We start from the raw sequence: 19,968 nt of genomic DNA, 5'->3' as shown, positions 1-19,968 counted from the left end.
TGGTTCACATCGGGCCTCACAGGGTGGCCTCTTTCTGTGCGTCCCGCCTGGTCAGCCGATGGTGGACCCGACCAGGGCCGGGTCGGTGGCCGCTTCCTCCACGGCGCACCCGTCCAGAACCCGCCCCTCGGGGACGTGCCCATCCGGGATGCGCGCCTCCGGGACACGCCCGTGCGGCGGCGCGTCCGGGGTGGGGGCGTCGGCCGAGCGGCGCGCCCAGACGAACGGCGTGCTGTAGCTCGCCGGTCCGGAGCCGTCCACCTCCGGCCGCCAGAACTGGGCCCGGCGGCTCATGACGGCGAACCGCAGAAGGAAGACGACGCTGGCCAGCAGCCCGGTCATGGCCAACACCACCAGCAGATAGACGATCACGATACCGATCATCGCGATGACCTCCTCTTTGTCCTTTTCGTCCCTTTCATTGCGTTGATCGCCATCCGCCCCAGGGAGAGGGGATTCGCGATCGCCAGGTGTTCCGAACTTCTCGGAATATCCGCGCTGTCCTGCTGTATTGAGCGGCCTGAGCGGGTACTCTCAACCCACCGAGGTAACTCGTTCAGGTCATCCCAACCACTTGAACTAACCCATTTCCACGGATAGCAGGGTGCAAACATGCGATCATGGGGTTTTCGGGGATGAACCCAGCTATGAGGCTCATCCACCCATCAGGACCCGTCCGGATTGTTGGGATGTCTCACGCCGAGAAGCTCTGGAGGCGCCATGGCCGCCCGCTATGAGGAGATCGCCGCAGACCTGCAGCGGAAGATCCACGATGGGGAGCTCGGGCCCGGTGAGCAGCTCCCGACCGAGCAGGAACTCGCCAGGGAGTACGGCGCCGCCCGCAACACCGTCCGGGACGCCGTGCAGCGACTGAAGAACCAGCGGCTGGTCGAGTCCAGGCCGGGCCTCGGCACCTTCGTGGTCGAGCCGCCGGTGAAGTTCTCGATCACGCTCACCCCGTCCGAGGACACCGGCTTCAGCGGTGGCGAGGGCAGGGCCTGGGTCGACGAGGTCGCCAAGCAGCGTCGCCAGGCCAAGACCTCCGTGCCGACGGTGGAGATCAAGCAGGCGGACGAGCCGCAGGCGCGCGAGCTGGAGATCGAGATCGGGGACATGCTGGTGGTGCGGCACCAGCAGCGCTTCATCACCGACGACGGCGGGGACGTGCCCTGGTCGCTCCAGACGTCCTTCTACCCGATCGACCTGGTCGACCGCGGCGCCACGCGCCTGCAGCGCCCCGAGGACATGCCGGAGGGGACGGTCGCCTACCTGGAGGAGACCCTCGGAATCCGGCAGGCGCGATACCGCGACCAGATCTGGGTGCGCACCCCGAACGAGGTCGAGATCCGCTTCTTCGACATGCCCGCCGAAGGGACCGTTCCGGTCTTCGTGCACCGCCGCGTGGTGACCGACACCGAGGGAAATCCGTGCCGCTACACCCTCACGGTCTATCCCACCGACCGCAACGTGTTCGTGATCGAGTCCGAGCTTCCGCTTGACGATAGTGACATTTCTGGAGGCGGATCTTCGCGGAAATCAAAGTGAAGCGCCGCAGGGGCGGCGAATTGACGGCCGGAAGACCTTGATCGCCAACCATTTGACCGTTTGACCGATCATCGAGACCACCGAGAACGACGACCCACTCCCTTCGCAGCTATGGGCAGGCCGTCAGGGCCCGCCTGAACCAGAGATGGAGAGAACCGTGGCAGAGAATGTCGTGGTGAAGCCGCACGAGGACGCCAAGCTCGACGTCTTCCGGCCGTATCTGACCGAGTCCGTCCGCGCGCTGGAGGCGGCCGGCGTGGAGCCGACGGAGGCGTGGCTCGACCCGTGCGGGCCCCGGGACGCCACCATCGTCCTGGGCAGCCGCGCGCTGGTCTGGGACGAGGAGTCCGGCTGGCGCGTGGGCGGCTTCGTCAAGGGCGAGCCGGGCGTCCGGACGCAGCTCGAGGACGCGCGCTACCTCGGCGGCGGCGTGCTGATCGAGCCCGCCGAGGTGGCCGAGCGCATGGCGGCGGGCACGTCGGAGCCGTACCGCAGGTTCCGCGCGCACGAGGACGACCCGGAGAGCCTCGACGCCGAGGTGCGCGCCAGGTTCTCCTGAGCACAGCGGCATCCCCGGACCGGGAATGACTAAACGAGCGACCGGTCCGGGAGAACACCGAGCGCCGCCGTGCCGCCGGACGGACCGTCCGGGGGCGGCACGGCGGACGAGGGAAGAAACGCGTGCGCGATCCGCTCCGCGATCCAGCCCGTGATCCGGCCTGATGTCCGGCCCGCGGACCGCGCACGGGGAATCTCGCGTCCCCGACACCTCGTCCGTCCTCATCGCGTGAGTTACGGTGATTTTTGTCCGTAAGGGCAGATTGGACGGCCCGGCGCCGCTCCGGCGGTTCGTCACCGGGCCCCGGGACACCGCGCGAACGGGACTGAACGTGGGATCTGGCTTGCGACTCCGTCCGGCCTCCACCGGCGACCAGCCCACCGTCCTCAGGCTCATCGAGGACGCCGCCGGATGGTTGCGCGGACGGGGGATCAGACAGTGGAACGATCCTTACCCGAGCGAGGCGGAACGCGACGCCCGCGTCCGCGCCGCCCTGGCGGGGGGTGAGACATGGCTCCTGTGGGACGGCCCCGAACCGGTGGCGACGGTGTCGGCCACCCCGGTCCCGGACGAGCACCTCTGGACGGCGTGGGAGCACCAGGAACCCGCGATCTACCTGCACCGCCTCGTCGTCCGGCGGCGGTGCGCCGGACAGGGCCTCGGCGCGGCCCTGCTGGACTGGATCGGCGCGACGGCACGCCGCGAGCAGGGCTGCCAGTGGATCAGGATCGACGTCTGGGCCGACAACTGGAGTCTGCACGAGTACTACCGCGACCAGGGGTTCGTGTTCCTCCGCCAGTCGACGGCGATCGCGGACTACCCCGCCGGGGCGCTGTTCCAGAAGGACACCGGCGCCATCCTCCTCGATCCCGAACGGCCGCCCTTCGCGGTCGAGAGCGTGCCCGGGCGGAAGCGGAACGGGTACCGGGCGAAGGGGACGTCGCGGGGGGCTCGGAACGGGGCCGTTCAGCGGGCTGAGGCGAGCTGAGGTCGCCGGGGGTCAGAGGAAGCGGACGCGTTCGAGGTCGGACTGGTCCTGTTCGCGGACGTAGACCTTGCCGTCCTGCTGGATGACGTTCTCCAGGTAGGCGTAGACGCCGAGGGCGCGGTTGATCACGTCGGTCTTGGTGTCGCCGGTGAGGCGCATGAGCTCGGTGAGGGCGGCGGCGCCCTTGGCGGTGAGGTTGACGGTGACCCGTTCGCGCGCGCCGGGGCCCTCGGCTTGGGGGACCTGGTCGCGGCTCTGGTCCGCCGAAGGGGCTTCGGACTTGTTCATCAGCGGGTCTCCTCCACCGGGACGACTCCTCGCCCCGCTCGCGGCCCGTCGGCACCGTCCGCGCGGCCGGCCGCCACGCCCGGGGCGATCCCGGTGGCTGCCGCCGTGTGCGGCCAGTATGCGCCTCGGGCGTACGCCGGTCAACGCGGGTGAGGAGGGGCTTACCCGGTTTGTCGCGGTTCTACTCTTCTTACTTCCACGCCATGCATGCGATGTGCGCGTAACGTATGTACATCACTCACATCGCAGTCTACTCTCGTGAGAGTGGCCCGCACCGGGCGGGCACGTCGCGAGATCGGGGGCGTCCGATGCCCGAGACGATCGTGCTGGTCATGGCCACCCTGCTGGTCGCCGTGGCCCTGTCGCTCACGGCGGCGACGCAGCTGGCCATGCTCCGGCTGCTGCGCGGCCAGGACGGCCGGGGACGGGAGGAGCGCCCGGCCCCGGCCGGGAACAACCGGCTCTGGAACCCCCCGGACAAGGGCCGGGCCATGTTCCTGGTGAAGGGGCGGACCACGGCGAGCGCGCTGCTCGCTCCCCCGGCGAACGTGGTGCCGCCGCTCGCCCCGGAGGACGGGCGGCGCTTCCGCGCGGACGAGACCGTCACGGCGGGCGGGCTCTGGCGGGGGGCCAGGGAGTGCTCGATCATGTTCGTCGACATCGCCGGGTTCGGCGCGGCGCGGCGCACCGAACGCGACCGCCGGACGCTCCGGGACGTGACCTACACGCTCGTGCAGGACGCGCTGGACGGCGTCGGCGCGGGCCCGTCCGTCTGGTACCGCGAGGACCGGGGCGACGGCGCGCTGCTGCTCCTGCCGGACGGCGTGCCGGTCGAACGGCTGGTCGCGGGGGCCGTCCCGGCGATGCTGGACGAGCTGCGCCAGCACGACCGGGCCGCCGGGCCCGGCCTCGACCTGCGGCTCCGGGTGTCGATCGACGCGGGACGCGCCGCCGTGGACGAGCGCGGGGCCTTCGGCGACTCGGTCATCGCCGCCTCACGGCTCCTGGACGCCCCGCTGCTCAAGGACAGGCTCACCGAGCCCGGCGGGCTGCTCGGGCTGATCCTCTCCGCGCGCGTGCACGAGGCGCTCCCCGCGACGGACGCGTTCGAGCGGATCGACGTCCACGTCAAGGAGCACCGGCTCGTCGGCTGGACGGCCGTCTACGGCGGCGGCGTCGACCGCGGCCTCGAAGACGAGGGCGGCGACCGGCGCGCCGCGCTGCCGCCCGTCCGGCTGCACCGGGCCCGGAGGCTGATCCGGGCGGCCGGGCGGACGGCGGGCTAGCTGAGACGGCGGGCTAGATGATCGGCGGACGGCCCGTGCGGGTCATCCGCCAGGCGGTCTTCCAGGAGATCGGACGGCGCGGCCCCGCGGGCTTGCGCCACCCCTCCGCGAAGCCCTTGAACCAGGGCTTCAGCGCGCTCGGCTTGCGCTCGCGCAGGACCGTCATGCCGACCCAGACGCCCAGGTAGGTCAGGGCCAGCAGCCAGGGCAGGTTGCGCCGCGCCAGCCAGACCCGGTTCCGGGCGTTGTACTGGTAGAACATCTCGTGCCGCGTCGGCAGGACGGCCGGGTGGAACATCACCGCGGACGCGTCGTACACGATGTGGTAGCCCGCGTTGAGGACCTGCCAGGCGAGGTCGGTCTCCTCGTGCGCGTAGAAGAAGTCCTCGGGCAGGCCGCCGCCCGCGTCGAACGCGGCGCGGCGGACGGCGCAGGCGCCGCCGAGGAACGTGGTGACCGCGGACGACCGTTCCGGGTCACCGGCGCGGAGCCGGGGCACGTGGCGGCGCTCGCCGCGTCCGCCCTCGGGGTCGCGGACACGGAACGAGACGATCCCGAGGGACGGGTCGGCGGAGAACCGGTCGCGCAGGTGGACGCCGAGCCGGGGCGAGCGGTACCAGCCGTCGTCGTCCAGGAAGAGGACCAGTTCGCCGGTGGACGCCTCGACGCCGCGGTTGCGTCCGCCGGGGATGCCCAGGTTGCGGGGCAGGCTGAGCGTCTTCACCCGGGGGTCGTTGAACGGCGCCTCGCCCGCCCGCTCGCCGACCGGGTCGACGCCGTTGCCGACGAGGACGACCTCGACGTCCACGTGCTCCTGGTCGAGCGCGCTCTGCACGGCGCGGGCGAGTTCGACCGGGCGGTTGCCCATCGTCAGGACGACGACGCTGAGTTTCACTTGAGCCTCCGCGAGGCCAGGATGCTGATCAGGTGCAGCAGGGTCTGCACGACGGCGACCGCGGCGACGGCGACGCAGAGGACGCGCATCGCGGCCGGGGTGTCGGTCTTGAGCACGACGTCCAGCACGGCCGCGCCCAGGATGAACAGGGACAGCTCGACGGCGCCGATGATCCGGTGGAAGCCGAGCATGGACGCGGCCTGCCGGGCCAGCGCGATCTTGGTGGAGCGGGGCCGCAGCGCCCGGTCGCCGCCGGACGGGTCGGCCTGCATGCCGGACTTGGCCCGCGCGACCACCACGTTGTCGGTCTCGGCCTTGATCAGCGCCGCGCCGAGCGCGGCCAGCAGGCCCAGCTCGACGTAGCCGCCGTTGCTCCAGCCGCCCTGCGCGGCGAAGCCGAGCCCGGTCAGCAGCGCGACCTCCGACAGGTAGTGCCCGATCCGGTCGAGGAAGACGCCCGCGACCGAGGTGCGCCGCAGGTACCGGGCGACCTCGCCGTCGATGCAGTCGAGCAGCAGGTAGACCTGGATGAGGACGGCGCCGCCCAGCGCGGGCCAGATCGCGGCCGTCCCGGTCGCCGGGAGCGACACGACCGCCCCGGCGAGGACGCCGCACGCCATCATCATGTAGGTGAGCTGGTTCGGGCTGAACCCGAGGCGCAGCGCCATCCAGGAGACGTAGGGCGACAGCGACCGCATGTAGTAGCGGCCGGCCCAGTGCTCCTCGTTGCGCCGGTCCTTCAGGCCGGGCGGCTGCCCGTAGCGCCGGACGTCCCGGACCTTCGCCGTCTTCCGCGACGGGCGGTCGTCCAGAGGCGGCGCGAACGCGGCCTCCGGCTCGGTCGGACCGGGGGGTGTGGGGGGGCGTCCCCCCTCGGTCGGAACGGTCACGTCAGCCTCCGTAGGCCCGGACATAGTCGTCCACCGCCGCGCGGGTCGCGGCGGCGTCGAGGTCGAGGTGTTCCAAGATCGTATAGCGGCCGGGACGGGTCTCCGGCGCGAACTTCACGGCCGCGGCGAACTGCTCCGCCGACAGCCCGACATCGCCCGGGACGCGCGGCAGGCCGTGCCGTCCCAGGCTGTTCAGGATCTGCTCCAGCCGCTCCTCGCCCGTCCCGAGGTGGGTCGCGCGCAGGTGGTAGCAGAACGCGGCGCCGAGCCCGGCGAGTTCCCCGTGGTTGGCGGTGCCGGGGAACAGCCGGTCGATGGCGTGCATGATCTCGTGGTCGCCGCCGGACGCGGGCCGCGAGTCGCCCGCGAAGGACATCGCCATCCCCGACAGCACCAGGCCCTCGGCGAGGACGGTCAGGAACTCGTCCGACTCGACCGACCTGGGCTGGTGCAGCAGCGCCTCGGCGGCGGTGCGGGCGACGGTGAGCGCCATCCGGTCGACGCGCTCGCCGACGGCGTCGGCGGCCAGCAGCCAGTCGTCCACGGCGGAGAAGTTCGAGACCACGTCGCCGATCCCGGCCCGGACGAGCCGGTCCGGCGCGGCCCGGACGTAGTCCAGGTCGACGATCATCGCCAGCGGCATGACGACGCCGAACGAGCCCTTGCCGCTGTCGTGCTCCAGGGACGCCACCGGCGAGCAGATGCCGTCGTGGGACAGGTTCGTCGCGACCGACACCATCGGGATGCCCGACAGCGTCGCGGCGTACTTGGTCGCGTCGATGGTCTTGCCGCCGCCGATCCCGACGACCGCCTCGTACTGCCCGGAGCGCAGCTTCCCGCCGAGCTCGACCGCCGCGTCGACCGTCCCGCCGTCCACCTGGAAGACCTCGCAGGCCGACAGGGACGTGCGGACGTGCTCGGCGATCTTGACGCCCTGCCCGGGGCCGACCGCGATCGCGACGCGGCCCTCGGTGGCGATCCGCCCGTCGGCGAGCAGGTCGCCCAGGCTCGCGACCGCGCCGCGCCGGACGTCGATGGACAGCGGCGCGTTCAGCATCCGCGTCAGCAGTGGCATGAAGCCTTCTTCCTCGGGCGGGGGGTCGAAGAGCCCGGGTCGGGGCGGTGTCCGGGTGCGGACCTCGGTGCGGTGCGCCTCCACCCGCCGGAGCGGGCGACGCCCGGTGCGGGTGTGCCGCCCGGTCGCGGCGGGCCGCGCGAGACGGCGTCGCCGCCGCACCCCGGACGCGGGTCGTGCGGCGGCGACGGGACGGCTAGTAGGTCTTGGCGATCTCGCGGGCCTTGGCCAGGTCGTCGTGGTTGTCGACCTCGACCCAGGCGACCTCGCCGATCGGGGCGACGCCGATCTCGCCGCCGCGGTTCACGAGCTCCTGGTAGCCGTCCTCGTAGTAGAGGTCGGGGTCGCGCTCGAAGGTGGCCTGGAGCGAGTCGGCCAGCGCCTCGGCGGCGGCGGGCTCGATCAGGGTGGCCCCGATGTACTCGCCGTTCGCGGTCGCCGGGTCCATCAGCTTGGTGATGCGCTGCAGGTTCCCCTCGCCGTCGAGGATGACCTTCATCTCCTCGTCCGCGAGAGTTTTCACGTTGTCCACGGCCAGGAGGATCTGCGGGCCGCGGTTGGCCAGTAGCGTCTTCTCCACGCTCACCGGGTGGACGGTGTCGCCGTTGACGAGGAGGACGCCCTTGGCGAAGTGCTCACGGGCCAGCCACAGCGAGTAGGCGTTGTTCCACTCCTCGGCCTTGTCGTTGTGGACGAGGGTGAGGGAGACGCCGTACTTCTTCTCCAGCTCGTCCTTGCGGTCCTCGACCGCGGACGCGCGGTAGCCGACGACGATCACGACGTCGGTCAGCCCGACCTCCGCCAGGTTGGACAGGGCGATGTCCAGGATGGTGGTCTCGCCGTCCACGGGCACCAGGGCCTTCGGCAGCGTGTCGGTGTAGGGGCGCAGCCTTCGGCCCGCTCCCGCAGCCAGCACCATCCCGATCATGTTCCCTCTTCCTCCAGGTCGTCCATCACTCCGCCGCCGCGCGCGGGGTGCGTCCAGCTGAGGACGCTCTCGCACGCGAACAACACGCCAAGGTAGGCGGCGAGCGCGGCGTACGCGAACGGAAGAAACCCGGAGAGCCCGAAGAGGGCGACCACGAGCATCCGCCCCTCCCAGCCGAGCCCGGCCGGGAACAGCCAATCCGCCGGCCAGAGTCCCTGGCGGGTGCGGTACACGGTGTCGTAGTGGTGGAACGCCAGCACGCCGAGCAGCAGGAAGACCAGCGGCGCGGGCACGCTCTGAGCGAACCCCAGTACGGCCAGGTAACCATACTCGATGGCGCGGATGATAGGCGGGACGAGCCAGTCGAGACGTCCGGTATGTCCGTGGGCGGAGGCCAGTCCGGTCAGCATCAGGACGGCCACCGGGGCGAACAGCGCGAGGGAGTGCTGCTCCCCCAGACCCGTCCCGAGCAGCACCGCCGACACCGCGAGCGCGACCAGAGCGCCCGGCAGCGGCGGCAGGTGGCCGCGCGGAAGCGTCCCGAGGGCCGCGCAGATCGGGCCGTCGTCCCGGTAGGCGCGCAGCCGGACCGTCCCGGTGAGCGGCGTCCCCGGCGCGAACGGCCCGCCGAGCCGGGTGGTCGCGCCGGGGCGGGCCGCGGCGGCTTGGGGCGGCGTGCCGGGGTTGCTCGTGGTGGTCTTGGGCGCCTCGGCGGGCGGGTCGGTCGCGGTCATCCGTGCAGGGCCCTCATCGCTCGTCCGGTCAGGGTGTAGCAGGCCGCGATCCAGCCCCAGACGAGCAGGACGGCGAAGGTGAGGCGCGCGTCGCCGAGGGCGGCGGTCAGCGAGATCACCGCGAACCGCTCCCCGATCGGCAGCACGATGATCTTCTTCGCCCAGTGCGCCACCGGGACGCCCGCGGTGGCCCGGGACAGCCGTTCGGCCGTCCCGGCGGGCGCCGGGCGGGAGGTTCCGCCGGTGCCGCCCGGGTCGTCCGCGACGGTCAGGGGTGTGGCCGGGGTGTCCGGCGCGGGCCGCCGGGGCCGGTCGCCGAACGAGAAGTCGATCATGTGTCGGACGGTCTGCAGGACCAGCGCGGCGACGGTGAGGATCCACACGTTCGCGACGTGCGGGCCGCCGTCCCAGGCCGCCGCGGACGCCCCGACCGCCAGGCCCGCGTAGACCACGTACTCCTTGGCGCGGTCGAGCACGGAGTCCAACCAGGCCCCGAGGCGGCTGTACCGGCGGGTGTAGCGGGCGAGCTGGCCGTCCACGCAGTCCAGGACGAACGCCAGGTAGAACAGGACCGCGCCGGTGATCATGCCGCCGCGGGTGCCGCCCGCGAACCAGAACGCGGCGAGGGCCGCGAGCCCGGCCGAGGCGAGGGTCACCTTGTTCGGCGTGAGGCCGAACCACGCGGCCAGCCTCACCAGGAGCGGCGACCACGAGCTGACCGCGTAGGTCGCGAACCAGCCGTCGTCGCGCTTGACCGCGGCCCGGAGCCGGACCCGCCGCTCGTCGGCCCTCTCCGCCGTCTCCACGGCCGCGCAGGCCTCCTCCGGCGTGGCCACACGGCGGCACACCAGCTCCGGGACGGTCGCCTGCGCGGTGACCGGCATTCCCGCGCGCACGAGGCCGACCAACATCAGCTCGAGGGCGTCGTACTCCTCGTCCGGGGACGAGGAGAGCGCTATGGGAGGCGGGAGGGCCCCGGGGAGTTCGAGGAGTTCGGCAAGGCTCTCGGCGACGTCGGCGGCCTGGACGGTGCGCTGCTCGCCGACGCGGAGGGGGCCGGGGAAGCCGGCCGTGGGCGCGGACACCCGGTGGAACGCCGAGCCCGCCGAGGCGACGCGTCCGGCGGCGTCCACCCGGACGGGACGGGCCCGGCCACCGGCCCAGCGGACGGTCACGGCGGTGACGGGCCGGTCCGCGGCGTCCAGGACGAGGCGGGCGAGCTGCTCGTCGCTGATCACCAGGTCGCCGGGCAGCAGGACCACCGAGGCGCGCGCGCCGCGCGCGAGCCGGGCGATCTCCCGCAGGTCGGCGGCGGTGTCCTCGCACTCGACCGGGTCGTGGCCGTCCTTGCGGAGCGGCGGCGCGAGGTCGGGGCGGGTGATCAGGCGGCGCTCGGCCACGCCGAGCCGGTCGAGCTGGCCGAGCAGCCTGCCGAGCACGGTCACCGACGCGGTCCCGGACGCGCCCGGTGGTGGGACGGGCACCGCCGCCGCCGGGATCGGGTCCGGGCCGGGGGCCCGCCCGGTCGCGATGATCACGGCGAGGGTCATCGGCGCCTCCGGCCGGGTCGGAACACTGTCGTGACCGAGCGTAGTGACAGCGCGACCGTCCGCGTCGCAGCGGCGTGTCCGGTAGAAAAGATCCGGAACGGGTCGAGCCGCGCACCCGGGCGCGGCGGCGGTGTGGCGACGGGTGTCGCCGCGGGTGATCCGGGGACGAGCGTTCCGGTGACGAGTGATCCGGTGATGAAGGGAAGTCGATGGCGACGACGGTCGCGGTGGTGCTCGCGGGCGGCATCGGGCAGCGGATGGGCGCGGGCCGCCCCAAGCAGCTCATCGAGATCGGCGGGCGGCCGATCCTCTCCCTGTCGGTGGCCGCGTTCGACGGGCATCCCGGCGTGGACGAGATGCTGGTCGTGATGGCCGCCGGGCACCTGCGCGACGCCGCCGCGATGGTCGCTCCGTTCCGCAAGGTCACCGGGGTGATCGAGGGCGGCGACAGCCGGACCGCCTCGTCCGCCGCCGCGCTGCGGGCCCTGGCGGGCCGTCCGGACGACACCCGCGTGCTGATCCACGACGCGGCCCGCCCGTTCGTCGGCCGGGCCGTCATCGACCGCGTGCTCGCCGGGCTGGAAGGCTACGACGCGGTCGCGGTCGGGGTCCCGTCGTCCGACACGATCGTCGAGGTCAGCGGCGGGATGGTCGCCGCGATGCCGCCGCGCGAGTCGCTCGTGCGGTTCCAGACGCCGCAGGGGTTCCGGCTCGGCACCGCCCGCGCGGCCTACGAGCTCGCGCTCGCCGACCCCGCGCTGCGCGCCACCGACGACTGCGGGATCGTGCACCGGTACCTGCCGGACGTGCCGATCACCGTCGTCCTCGGCGACGAGCGCAACCTCAAGGTCACCCACCCGCTCGACATCGTCATCGCCGAGCACCTCGCCGCGGAGGATTCATGATCTTCGACAGTCCCCCCGCCGTCATCGGCCACCGCGGCCTGGGGGCGGGCACGCTCCCCGGCCCGGACGGCGTCCCGGTCGCGGAGAACACCCTGGAGTCGATGCTCGCGGCCGTCCGCGCGGGCGCGTCCTGGGTGGAGATCGACGTCACCCGGACCGCCGACGACGCGCTCGTCCTGCGGCACGACCCGACGACCCCGGACGGCGCGTTCATCGTCGGGCGGACCGCCGAGGAGACCGGGCTGCCCCGGCTGGAGGAGATCTTCGACGGCCTGCCGCCCGGGGTCGCGGTCGACGTGGACGTCAAGACCGTCCTCGAGGACGCCGTGGACGCCCCGTCCCGGCGCACCGGGGCGCTGCTCGCGCCGATCCTGCGCCGCGAGGCCCGGCGGCGTCCGCTGCTGGTGACCTCGTTCGACCCGTCCCTGCTGACGTTCCTGAAGGACGAGGTCCCGGACGTCCCGCTGGGCCTGCTGACGTGGCTGCGGTTCCCGCTGTGGCACGGCGTCCCGGCCGCCGCCGGGCTCGGCTTCCAGGCCGTCGCCGTGCACACCGCGTCCTGCGGCTTCGACCACCCCGACACCCGCCTGCGCCCTCTCGACCAGGTCGTCGACATGGCGCACAAGGCGGGCCTGACGTTCATGGCGTGGTGCCCGACCGCCGAGAACGCCCCGTCCTACGCGGCGGCCGGGGTGGACGCCATGGTCGTCAACGACGTCCCGGGCGTCCTGGCGGCCGTCCGCTAGCTAGGCGGGCGGCGGCGGGGTGCCCGGCGGGGTCTGCGGCGGCGCGGGCGGGTACGCGGGCGGCTGCCCGAACGGCCCCGGCGAGGCCCCAGGGCCCGCCGCTCCCGGTCCGGGCATCCCGGAGGGCCCGGGCATTCCGGAGGGGCCCGGCATCGCGGGCCCTGTCATCCCCGGACCGGCCTGGCCGTGCAGCACCGGGCCGGGCATCCCCGGCCCCGAGACGCCCGAGAACGCCACGCCCGAGCCCGGCCCGCCCGCGATCGGGCCGCGCCACCGGGACGGCGGCACCGACAGCACGATCAGCACCAGGCCCGCGAGCAGCATCATCCCGGTGGAGAGCATGCTGATGTAGTTCATCATCCACCGCTCCCTGACGTGCGTCACGACGTTGTCCATGACGAACCTCGGCGCGATCAGCCAGGCGACGTTCACCACGACCAGCACCACACCGGGGATCAGCGACGCCATCGGCGACAGGCGCGGGAGGCACAGGACGCCCAGCAGCACCGCCAGCAGCGCCACCACCAGGATGAGGACCAGTCCCCTCCCGGTCCCGTGCCTCATGTACTGGATCAGGACCGTGCGCTGCCAGTCGGCGTACCGGTTCGCCACCAGGGCGAACCAGCCGAGGAGCACCGCGGACGCGACGAGCCCCACGAGGACGCCGAGACCGTGCCGGGCACCGTTGCTCATGAGCCACCTCCGGATGAGCGGGCCCCGTGCGGCGGGGCCGACCGTTCGGACGCGACTCGGCGGCGCCCCGTTCCATGACGTTGGTCGGAAATGTCAGGTCAGGCCGGAACGTTGGCGCGGCCCGCCGCCGAGAACACGTCCGTCCCGGGGCGGGCCGACGCCTGACCTCGGATTACGAGGCGCCCGCGGCGTGCCGTCCGGCGTCGGACGGACCCGGGTCCGGACGCTCGAACAGCGGCGGGGCGTCCTGGCGGGGGGCGACGGGCGCGTCGCCGGGCGGGGTCCACGACGCGACGGCCGGACGCTCCCCGGCGTCGCCGGTGAACGGGAGCGAGTCGTCGGCCGCGCGGGAGCGCCAGCGCGAGGGCGGGAAGGACGCGAACACCAGCACCGCGCCGAGCACGAGCAGCAGCCCGCTGCGCGCGACGACCGCGAAGTCGAGGGCGGTCTGGGACTTGCTTCCGGGAAGGTCGTCCAGCTTGAGGAGCGCCTGCATCGGGCGGACCGCCCAGAACGCGCCGTAGCCGAGCAGCGGCGCGCCCGCGATGAGGGAGGCGAGGGGCGAGAGCCGGGATCCGCACAGCAGCGCGACCACCAGGCCGATGGCCGCCAGCACGCCCAGGACGATCAGCCCGTCGGTGACCGATCCGTCCTTGTAGGTCCTGGCGATCGTGTTCTGCTGCGAGTTGATCCGGTGGGCGCCGAAGATCAGGAGTGCGCCGAGCGCGGGGATCGCGAGGATCCCCGCCAGTACACCGAGGCCGTGACGGGCTCCGTTGGACATGAACACCTCCGGGGGAGCGAAGCTTGGTCGGTCAACCTAGCCCCGGAGGTCCAAGATCACGTCCTCTTGGAGGTAATTGTCAGGATTTGTTCGGTTTGGCCTGTCCCAGTCCGGGCGGACTGGTGAGGAAGCCCACGCCCCACGAGATGTGCATGGTCGCGAACACCAGCGGCAGGCGGAGCCAGGCGGCGAACGGCATCCCGCGGCCCTCCAGGGCCGCCCCGGCGATCATCGCCAGCGCGTACCCGCCGGGCAGGATCCAGCCCGGCCAGAACCCGAACGCCCCGGCCACCACGCCCACGACCATCGCCACGACCGCCAGCGGCGGCGCGAGGTAGCGCAGGTTCAGCGTGCCCTGGTGCTCGCGGCCGACCACCCGGCGCCAGCGGCCCGTGTGGTAGTACTGCTTGGCCAGCGCCCGCAGGTTCGGCCGCGGCCGGTAGGTGACCTTCATCCGCGGGGTGAAGAAGATCTTCCCGCCGGTCTGCCGGATCCGGTGGTTCATCTCCCAGTCCTGCGCGCGGACGAACGTCTCGTCGTAGAACCCCACCCGCTCCAGCGCGCTGCGCCGGAACGTCCCGAGGTACACGGTCTCGACCTCGCCCGGCTCGCCGCCGGTGTGGAACCGCGCGTTCCCGACCCCCAGCTTGGAGGTCATGGCCCGCGCCACGGCCTGCTCGAACGGCGTGACGCCCTCGGCGGCCATGATCCCGCCGACGTTGTCGGCCCCGGTCTGCTCCATCGTCTCGACGGCGGCCCGGACGTAGTCCGGCGGCAGCAGCGAGTGGCCGTCCACCCGGACGATGATCGAGTACTGGGACGCGCGGATCGCGATGTTCAGCCCCTGCGGCGTCCGTCCGGTGGGATTCGACACCACCCGGATCCGCTGGTCGGAGGCGGCGAGCTCGCGCGCGATCTCCTCGGTCCGGTCGCGGGACGGCCCGATCGCGAGCACCAGCTCCAGCTCACCGGGGTAGTCCTGGGTCAGCGTGTGCCGGACCGCGTCGTCGAGGTGGCGTTCCTCGTTCAGCACCGGCATGACCACCGACACCGCGGGCCAGGTGCGCTCGGCGTGCTCAGCGGAACGGACGTCCTGCAGGTCGCTCTGGGTATGCGAAGGCGGGTTCATCTGATCCTGGGTTCAAGGCGGGTCAAGTCGGCGCCACGTTACTGCACGGACACGAGGTCCAGGAAGCGAACGAATCGCCGCCGTCCACTTTAGAGTGGTGCGGACTCGCGTCGGCACGGGGTGTTCAGGAGGCGGCGGCCAGCATGACGGACGGGCACGACTCGAACCGTGGTTCCCGGGGGGGCGACGACCCGCTGGAGCGGTACTTCCGGCCACGGCCGGGCGGGGTCCCCGGCGGATCCCCTGCCGCCGAGGACGGCGAGATCGACGGGGTCACCGTGGACGGGGTGCCCGCGCCGCGGGTCACCGTGGACACGCCGCGCGGCCCGCGCCGTCCGGACCGGGGCGGCGATCCCGGGCTCGGCCCGCGCGCGGTGATGAGCGCGCGGCGGCAGCGGCGATTCCTGGCGATCACCGGGACGATGTCGGCGTTCGTGCTGCTCACGGCCGGTGGCGCCTGGGCGTTCCAGAACTACGTGACCGGCACGATCGACAAGGTGGCGGTCGGCGGGCTCGGCGGCGCCAAGGACGCGCCGAAGGGCGCGATGACCATCCTGGTGGCGGGCGTCGACCGGCGCGAGGGCCTGACCCGGGAGCAGCAGCGCAAGGCCAGGCTCGGGCACGAGCCCGGCGAGCGGTCGGACACGATGATGCTCGTCCACGTGAACCGGAACCACGACAAGATCAGCGTGGTCAGCCTGCCGCGCGACTCCTACGTGCTGATCCCCTCGCACAGGTCGAACGGGTCCGAGGGCGCCAAGGGCGCGGAGATCCCGGCCCGGTACGGCAAGCTGACCTGGGCCTACCAGTTCGGCGGCCCCGACCTCACGGTGGCGACGATCAAGGAGGCCACCAATGTCCCGATCGACCACTACGTCGAGGTCAACTTCTACGGCTTCGTGAACATGGTCGACTCGCTCGGCGGCGTGGACGTCTGCACCGAGCAGGCCATCAGCGACCCGAAGTCCGGGCTCGAGCTCCCCGCCGGGAAGTCCCATGTGGACGGCCTGAAGGCGCTCGCGTACTCGCGGGCCCGCTACACCCTCGGGGACGGCACCGACCTCGGCCGCATCGACCGGCAGCAGGCGTTCATCTCGTCCCTGATGAAGCAGGCCCTCAGCAGCAAGACGCTGAGCGACCCGGTGAAGTCGACGAAGTTCCTGAGCGCGGCCCTGCACTCGCTGCGCGTCGACAAGAAGCTGGCCGACGACCTGCCGAAGCTCGCCGACCAGATGAAGGGCGTGTCCACCGACGGGGTCACGTTCGCGAAGGTCCCGCTGTCGAACCCGGGCTTCAACACCGTCCTGTGGAACTCGGCGCAGCCGCAGTCGACCGTCCAGTGGGACAAGTCGGCCGCGGGCGACCTCTTCTCCCGGATCCGGCACGACAAGCCGCTGTCCGAGCCCGCGCCGAAGCCGCCCGCGACGCAGCCCGCGTCCCCGACCGCCGATCCGGACGCGCCGACCATCGCCCCGAAGGACATCGACGTCCGCGTCCTGAACGCGGTCGGCACGCCCCGGCTCGCCGCGCGCGCCGGTGGCGACCTGCGCGAGGTCGGTTTCCAGGTCACGGTCGTCCCGGGCATCGCCGAGCGCGGCCGGTCCACCACCCTGATCCAGTACGGGCCGGGCAAGGCCGACTCCGCCAAGACGCTCGCCGCCGCGATCCCGGGGGCGAAGCTGAAGCAGGTCAGCGGGCTCGGCTCGCGCGTGCAGGTCCTGGTCGGCGACGACTGGAACGGCGCGAAGAAGGTCCACGTCACGCCGTCGTCCGGGCCGTCCGCGACGGGCTCGCCGTCCGGCTCCGGATCCGACGCTCCCGTCGAGGCCAAGACCGCCAGCGACAAACTCTGCAAGTAGCCGGACGACAGACGCGCCCCGACTCCCACCGGAATCGAGGCGCGTTCTGTGGTTCCGGGGCCTACTTGAGGAGCTGGCGGGCCATGACCATGCGCTGGATCTGGTTGGTGCCCTCGTAGATCTGCGTGTTCTCGGACGTGCTCCCCACAGCCTTGATCAACTCTCTCGCTCCGCCACCTGGTCTGCTATGCAAGCCCTCGTCACCCCTCGTTGTCTCTCAACGTCTCCGGATGCCTCACGGAACAGGGCCGGAACAGATCGGGGAAGGCGCGCGAGCCGCAGTAGTCAGTGGTAGGCGGCGATCGCGGCGAGATACAGGCCAAGGCTGGTGGCAGCGGCTCCCGCACCCGTGAGGGCGGCGCTGGCGGCCCCGACTCCGGCCCAGCGGGCGAGCAAAGCGATGGTGGTGGCGATGTGGATCGCAACCGAGGCGGCCAGCAACAATCCCATGATCTGAACGGTGGTGAGCACGCGAACCCTTCCCAAGGTTGATGTCGGTCTTGGATCAGCCTTTAGCCGTCTGGGAGGGCGATGCTGGGGTGCGATGAGTCCGTGACCGTTGTTGGCAAACGCCCCATTTCAAAGGAGGCGAGCGCGACGCGGCGCGATGATGGTGCGATGAGCGGCGACGACCACGGGGCAGACGGCAAGCGCAGCTCTCAGCGGCGAATCAAGCAGCCAGCGCTGCCGCCCGGTCCATTGCGTGAGCTGAAGGACTGGGTGTACTGGCTCTATCAGCAAGCTGGGGCCCCGTCGCTGGACACGATCCATCGCGGGTGCGAGCACGACGGGACGGCGGAGGTGGCTGGCTGGCCGGGCCGTGACACCATCCACCGCATCATCGCCGCGGCGGCGGTTCCGCCATCGCAGCCCGACACCGTGGCAGTCGCCCGCGTCCTGGCGCGCCTAGCCCGCCAGGACGCGGACGAGGCCGCCGCTCGCACCCGAGACCTATGGCTGCAAGCCCAGACCTCCATCCCGCTCGGCACGCCGTTGGATCAGGTCCGTGACCCGTTCGACCTACATGTGCACCGGCCGATCGTTTCGGACGAGACGGCCGGGGTGCCGCCGCTGCCGCCTTATGTGCGGCGGGCCCATGACGACTGGCTGGCTGCGGTGGTCGACCACGCCCGCTGTGGGCAGAGCAGGATGGCGGTGCTGGTTGCGGGGTCGTCGGCGGGCAAGACCCGAGCCCTGTGGGAGGCGCTGGAGCCGCTGCGGCAGACGGGTAGGTGGCGACTGTGGCATCCCTTCGACCCGACTCGGCCAAAGGCGGCGGTCGCGGGGCTGGACCAGGTTGGGCCATCCACGGTGGTATGGCTGAACGAGACCCAGGAATACCTTGACGCCCCCGATGACTTCCCCGAGCAGATCGCGGCCAAGCTGCACAGCCTTCTGACCGATCCAACCCGCGCCCCGGTATTGGTGCTTGGCACACTATGGCCCGAACATCACGCGGCACTGACCCGTCGTCCAGGCACGCAGGTGACCCAGCTTCTGGACAGCGCGACCATCCGGGTACCCGAGACCTTTCAAGGCGCTGACCTGCACGCCATGACTCAGGCAGCCGAGGCCGATGCGCGGCTGGCCAGCGCGGTGGGGCAGGCCGAAGGCGGGCACATCACCCAGTACCTGGCCGGCGCGCCGAAGCTGCTGGCTCGCCTGAACGACGCCCCGGCTGCGTCCCGGGCCGTCATCGAAGCGGCGATGGACGCCCGCCGGATGGGACATCGCAACGCTTTACCGCACGCACTGTTGGAGGCCGCCGCACCCGCCTACCTGACCGACCTGCAATGGAACGGGCTCAGAGAGAACTGGCTGGAGGATGCGTTGGCCTACACCAGTGAGCCCTGCAAGGGGGCTCGCGGACCGGTTACCCGCATAGGCCCTGCTCGTATCCCCTCGGCCCGCCGCGCCAACCACCCCTCAACCGCAGCAGACGGCGCGATGGGTGAAGGCGGGCCGACGTACCGGCTAGCCGACTACCTGGAACAACATGGCCGCCACCACCGCGCCGATCAGATTCCCCCGCCCGCTTTCTGGACCGCAGCCGCCGCACGCGCCTGCCCCGACGACCTGGACACCCTCGCAAGAGCAGCCGAGGAGCGCGGACTGCTCCGTGACGCGGCCCAGCTCTACAAACATGCCACCGGCTACGGCGACTCGCACGCCGCTTACAAGCTGGTCAAACTCCTGCAACAGGTGCACCCCACCGACCGTCACGCCGCTCATTGGGCTGCAACGCACAGCTCCCTTACTGACCCGGTCGGCGTGGCCCGTTTGCTGAAGATCTTGCGGAAGGTGGGGGCGGAGGAGCAGGTCATGGTCTTACTGGCCCGCGCCCCCGCCACACACACCGCCCTCACCGACGCCTCCGCCATAGCCGAACTGCTGAGCGGCCTGCGGGAGGTGGGGGCGGAGGAGCAGGTCGCTGCGCTGGCCAAGCGCGCCGCCGTACACGTTCCTGCCATCGCCCTGCTCGGCGTGGCCAGGCTCTTGGTCAGCCTGCGGAAGGCTGGGGCAAGCGAGCAGGTCGCTGCGCTGGCCAAGCGCACCGCCGCGCACAGCGCTTTCCTCAACTTGTCCAACGTGACCTTGTCACTGGACGTGCTGTGGCAGGCAGGGGCAGGCGAGCTGGTCTCTGTGCTCGCCGAACGGGCCGCAGCGCACACCCCTATCAACGAGTTGTTCCGTGTGACTGGCCTGCTGCGCCAGCTGCGACAGGTGGGGGCGGAGGAACAGATCGCCGTCTTGCTGGCCCGCGACCCCGCAGCACACGCTCCCCTCACCAGCACGTCCGGCGTGGCCGATTTGCTGGACAGCCTGCAAAGAGTGGGAGCAAATGCGCAGGTCGCTGCGCTCACCAAGCGGGTCGCCATGCAAAGCCCCCTCCCCCTCCCGTCCGACGTGGCCGAGCTGGTGGACAGCCTGCGGCAGGTGGGGGCAGAGGAGCAGGCCGCGACGCTCACCGGCCGTGCCGCCGCGTGCCTCCCCCTCACCAATGCAGCTGATGTGGCTGAGCTGCTGGACATCTTGCAGCAGGTTGGGGCGGAAGAACAGGTCGCGGCATTGCTAGCCCGCAACCCCGCCGCGAATATTCCACTCACCAACGCG

Annotated in this window: 20 protein-coding genes; 8 read left to right on the top strand and 12 right to left on the bottom strand. The window is 71.9% G+C overall.

Features of this window, described 5'->3' with window-relative positions:
- Positions 1-51: 51 nt before the first annotated feature.
- Positions 52-384: a hypothetical protein gene (locus P696_RS0132855; protein WP_026415656.1), complete on the bottom strand. Its 333-nt coding sequence runs from the start codon at positions 382-384 to the stop codon at positions 52-54.
- Positions 385-720: 336 nt separating this feature from the next.
- Between P696_RS0132855 and P696_RS0132850 the strand changes: the two genes are divergently transcribed.
- From P696_RS0132850 to P696_RS49635, 3 genes are all read left to right on the top strand, one after another.
- Positions 721-1,545 (top strand): GntR family transcriptional regulator, encoded by an 825-nt coding sequence (locus P696_RS0132850; protein ID WP_026415655.1) that lies wholly within the window; start codon positions 721-723, stop codon positions 1,543-1,545.
- A gap of 157 nt (positions 1,546-1,702) precedes the next feature.
- The gene (locus P696_RS49640; RefSeq protein WP_157430069.1) at positions 1,703-2,104 is read left to right on the top strand and encodes a DUF6292 family protein; all 402 of its coding nucleotides are present in this window, start codon (positions 1,703-1,705) and stop codon (positions 2,102-2,104) included.
- A gap of 343 nt (positions 2,105-2,447) precedes the next feature.
- Positions 2,448-3,092, top strand: a complete 645-nt coding sequence (locus tag P696_RS49635; RefSeq protein WP_170026651.1) for a GNAT family N-acetyltransferase — start codon at positions 2,448-2,450, stop codon at positions 3,090-3,092.
- 12 nt (positions 3,093-3,104) lie between these two features.
- Here P696_RS49635 and P696_RS0132835 read toward each other — a convergent pair whose 3' ends face one another.
- Positions 3,105-3,380, bottom strand: coding sequence for a ribbon-helix-helix domain-containing protein (locus tag P696_RS0132835; protein ID WP_026415654.1), 276 nt, complete (start codon positions 3,378-3,380; stop codon positions 3,105-3,107).
- A gap of 308 nt (positions 3,381-3,688) precedes the next feature.
- On the opposite strand from P696_RS0132835, the gene P696_RS0132830 reads away from it, so the two are divergent.
- The gene (locus P696_RS0132830; RefSeq protein WP_026415653.1) at positions 3,689-4,666 is read left to right on the top strand and encodes a nucleotidyl cyclase domain-containing protein; all 978 of its coding nucleotides are present in this window, start codon (positions 3,689-3,691) and stop codon (positions 4,664-4,666) included.
- Positions 4,667-4,679: 13 nt separating this feature from the next.
- Here P696_RS0132830 and P696_RS0132825 read toward each other — a convergent pair whose 3' ends face one another.
- The 6 genes from P696_RS0132825 to P696_RS58910 form a co-directional block, all read right to left on the bottom strand.
- Entirely contained in the window at positions 4,680-5,561 is an 882-nt protein-coding gene (locus tag P696_RS0132825; RefSeq protein ID WP_026415652.1) for a glycosyltransferase family 2 protein, read from the bottom strand.
- Positions 5,558-6,475, bottom strand: coding sequence for a CDP-alcohol phosphatidyltransferase family protein (locus P696_RS0132820; RefSeq protein WP_084338576.1), 918 nt, complete (start codon positions 6,473-6,475; stop codon positions 5,558-5,560). Before P696_RS0132820 ends, P696_RS0132825 begins: the two co-directional genes overlap by 4 nt.
- A complete protein-coding gene (locus P696_RS0132815; protein WP_084338574.1) occupies positions 6,453-7,526 on the bottom strand; it encodes an iron-containing alcohol dehydrogenase family protein in 1,074 nt (357 codons plus the stop codon). The genes P696_RS0132820 and P696_RS0132815 overlap by 23 nt, the downstream gene beginning before the upstream one ends.
- Before the next feature lie 196 nt (positions 7,527-7,722).
- Positions 7,723-8,454: a phosphocholine cytidylyltransferase family protein gene (locus P696_RS0132810; protein WP_026415649.1), complete on the bottom strand. Its 732-nt coding sequence runs from the start codon at positions 8,452-8,454 to the stop codon at positions 7,723-7,725.
- Positions 8,451-9,188 carry a DUF5941 domain-containing protein gene (locus tag P696_RS58915; RefSeq protein ID WP_281175015.1) on the bottom strand — a complete coding sequence of 246 codons (738 nt, stop codon included), beginning with the start codon at positions 9,186-9,188 and terminating at the stop codon, positions 8,451-8,453. The genes P696_RS0132810 and P696_RS58915 overlap by 4 nt, the downstream gene beginning before the upstream one ends.
- Positions 9,185-10,738 carry a CDP-alcohol phosphatidyltransferase family protein gene (locus P696_RS58910; protein WP_026415648.1) on the bottom strand — a complete coding sequence of 518 codons (1,554 nt, stop codon included), beginning with the start codon at positions 10,736-10,738 and terminating at the stop codon, positions 9,185-9,187. The genes P696_RS58915 and P696_RS58910 overlap by 4 nt, the downstream gene beginning before the upstream one ends.
- Positions 10,739-10,947: 209 nt before the next feature.
- On the opposite strand from P696_RS58910, the gene P696_RS0132795 reads away from it, so the two are divergent.
- Both P696_RS0132795 and P696_RS0132790 read left to right on the top strand, forming a co-directional pair.
- Entirely contained in the window at positions 10,948-11,643 is a 696-nt protein-coding gene (locus P696_RS0132795) for an IspD/TarI family cytidylyltransferase (RefSeq protein WP_026415647.1), read from the top strand.
- Positions 11,640-12,389 carry a glycerophosphodiester phosphodiesterase gene (locus tag P696_RS0132790; RefSeq protein ID WP_026415646.1) on the top strand — a complete coding sequence of 250 codons (750 nt, stop codon included), beginning with the start codon at positions 11,640-11,642 and terminating at the stop codon, positions 12,387-12,389. Before P696_RS0132795 ends, P696_RS0132790 begins: the two co-directional genes overlap by 4 nt.
- Here the strand turns inward: P696_RS0132790 and P696_RS53210 are convergent, their stop codons facing one another.
- The 3 genes from P696_RS53210 to P696_RS0132775 form a co-directional block, all read right to left on the bottom strand.
- Entirely contained in the window at positions 12,390-13,082 is a 693-nt protein-coding gene (locus P696_RS53210) for a hypothetical protein (protein ID WP_026415645.1), read from the bottom strand. It lies immediately after the preceding gene.
- Between the two features lie 172 nt (positions 13,083-13,254).
- Positions 13,255-13,866 carry a hypothetical protein gene (locus P696_RS49620; protein ID WP_034488215.1) on the bottom strand — a complete coding sequence of 204 codons (612 nt, stop codon included), beginning with the start codon at positions 13,864-13,866 and terminating at the stop codon, positions 13,255-13,257.
- A 79-nt stretch (positions 13,867-13,945) separates the two neighbouring features.
- On the bottom strand, positions 13,946-14,905 hold the full coding sequence (locus P696_RS0132775) for a glycosyltransferase family 2 protein (protein ID WP_034488605.1): 960 nt from the start codon (positions 14,903-14,905) through the stop codon (positions 13,946-13,948).
- A gap of 233 nt (positions 14,906-15,138) precedes the next feature.
- Between P696_RS0132775 and P696_RS0132770 the strand changes: the two genes are divergently transcribed.
- Entirely contained in the window at positions 15,139-16,854 is a 1,716-nt protein-coding gene (locus tag P696_RS0132770; RefSeq protein ID WP_026415643.1) for an LCP family protein, read from the top strand.
- 285 nt (positions 16,855-17,139) lie between these two features.
- On the opposite strand, the gene P696_RS0132760 is transcribed toward P696_RS0132770, so the two are convergent.
- Positions 17,140-17,325 (bottom strand): hypothetical protein, encoded by a 186-nt coding sequence (locus P696_RS0132760; RefSeq protein WP_034488213.1) that lies wholly within the window; start codon positions 17,323-17,325, stop codon positions 17,140-17,142.
- Positions 17,326-17,472: 147 nt separating this feature from the next.
- On the opposite strand from P696_RS0132760, the gene P696_RS57105 reads away from it, so the two are divergent.
- The coding region (locus P696_RS57105; RefSeq protein WP_211245912.1) for a hypothetical protein at positions 17,473-19,968 on the top strand (2,496 nt) is incomplete at its 3' end.

This window comes from Actinomadura oligospora ATCC 43269, assembly GCF_000518265.1.
Classification (GTDB): domain Bacteria; phylum Actinomycetota; class Actinomycetes; order Streptosporangiales; family Streptosporangiaceae; genus Spirillospora; species Spirillospora oligospora.
Note: the sequence above shows the minus strand (reverse complement) of the source record. Positions and strands in the feature narration are given on the sequence as shown.

Coding starts and splice junctions, on each gene's coding strand:
- P696_RS0132855 (WP_026415656.1), bottom strand. CDS start 384: ATGATCGGTATCGTGATCGTCTATCTGCTGGTGGTGTTGGCCATGACC.
- P696_RS0132850 (WP_026415655.1), top strand. CDS start 721: ATGGCCGCCCGCTATGAGGAGATCGCCGCAGACCTGCAGCGGAAGATC.
- P696_RS0132835 (WP_026415654.1), bottom strand. CDS start 3,380: ATGAACAAGTCCGAAGCCCCTTCGGCGGACCAGAGCCGCGACCAGGTC.
- P696_RS0132830 (WP_026415653.1), top strand. CDS start 3,689: ATGCCCGAGACGATCGTGCTGGTCATGGCCACCCTGCTGGTCGCCGTG.
- P696_RS0132820 (WP_084338576.1), bottom strand. CDS start 6,475: ATGTCCGGGCCTACGGAGGCTGACGTGACCGTTCCGACCGAGGGGGGA.
- P696_RS0132815 (WP_084338574.1), bottom strand. CDS start 7,526: ATGCCACTGCTGACGCGGATGCTGAACGCGCCGCTGTCCATCGACGTC.
- P696_RS0132810 (WP_026415649.1), bottom strand. CDS start 8,454: ATGATCGGGATGGTGCTGGCTGCGGGAGCGGGCCGAAGGCTGCGCCCC.
- P696_RS58915 (WP_281175015.1), bottom strand. CDS start 9,188: ATGACCGCGACCGACCCGCCCGCCGAGGCGCCCAAGACCACCACGAGC.
- P696_RS58910 (WP_026415648.1), bottom strand. CDS start 10,738: ATGACCCTCGCCGTGATCATCGCGACCGGGCGGGCCCCCGGCCCGGAC.
- P696_RS0132795 (WP_026415647.1), top strand. CDS start 10,948: ATGGCGACGACGGTCGCGGTGGTGCTCGCGGGCGGCATCGGGCAGCGG.
- P696_RS0132790 (WP_026415646.1), top strand. CDS start 11,640: ATGATCTTCGACAGTCCCCCCGCCGTCATCGGCCACCGCGGCCTGGGG.
- P696_RS53210 (WP_026415645.1), bottom strand. CDS start 13,082: ATGAGCAACGGTGCCCGGCACGGTCTCGGCGTCCTCGTGGGGCTCGTC.
- P696_RS49620 (WP_034488215.1), bottom strand. CDS start 13,866: ATGTCCAACGGAGCCCGTCACGGCCTCGGTGTACTGGCGGGGATCCTC.
- P696_RS0132775 (WP_034488605.1), bottom strand. CDS start 14,905: ATGCCGGTGCTGAACGAGGAACGCCACCTCGACGACGCGGTCCGGCAC.
- P696_RS0132770 (WP_026415643.1), top strand. CDS start 15,139: ATGACGGACGGGCACGACTCGAACCGTGGTTCCCGGGGGGGCGACGAC.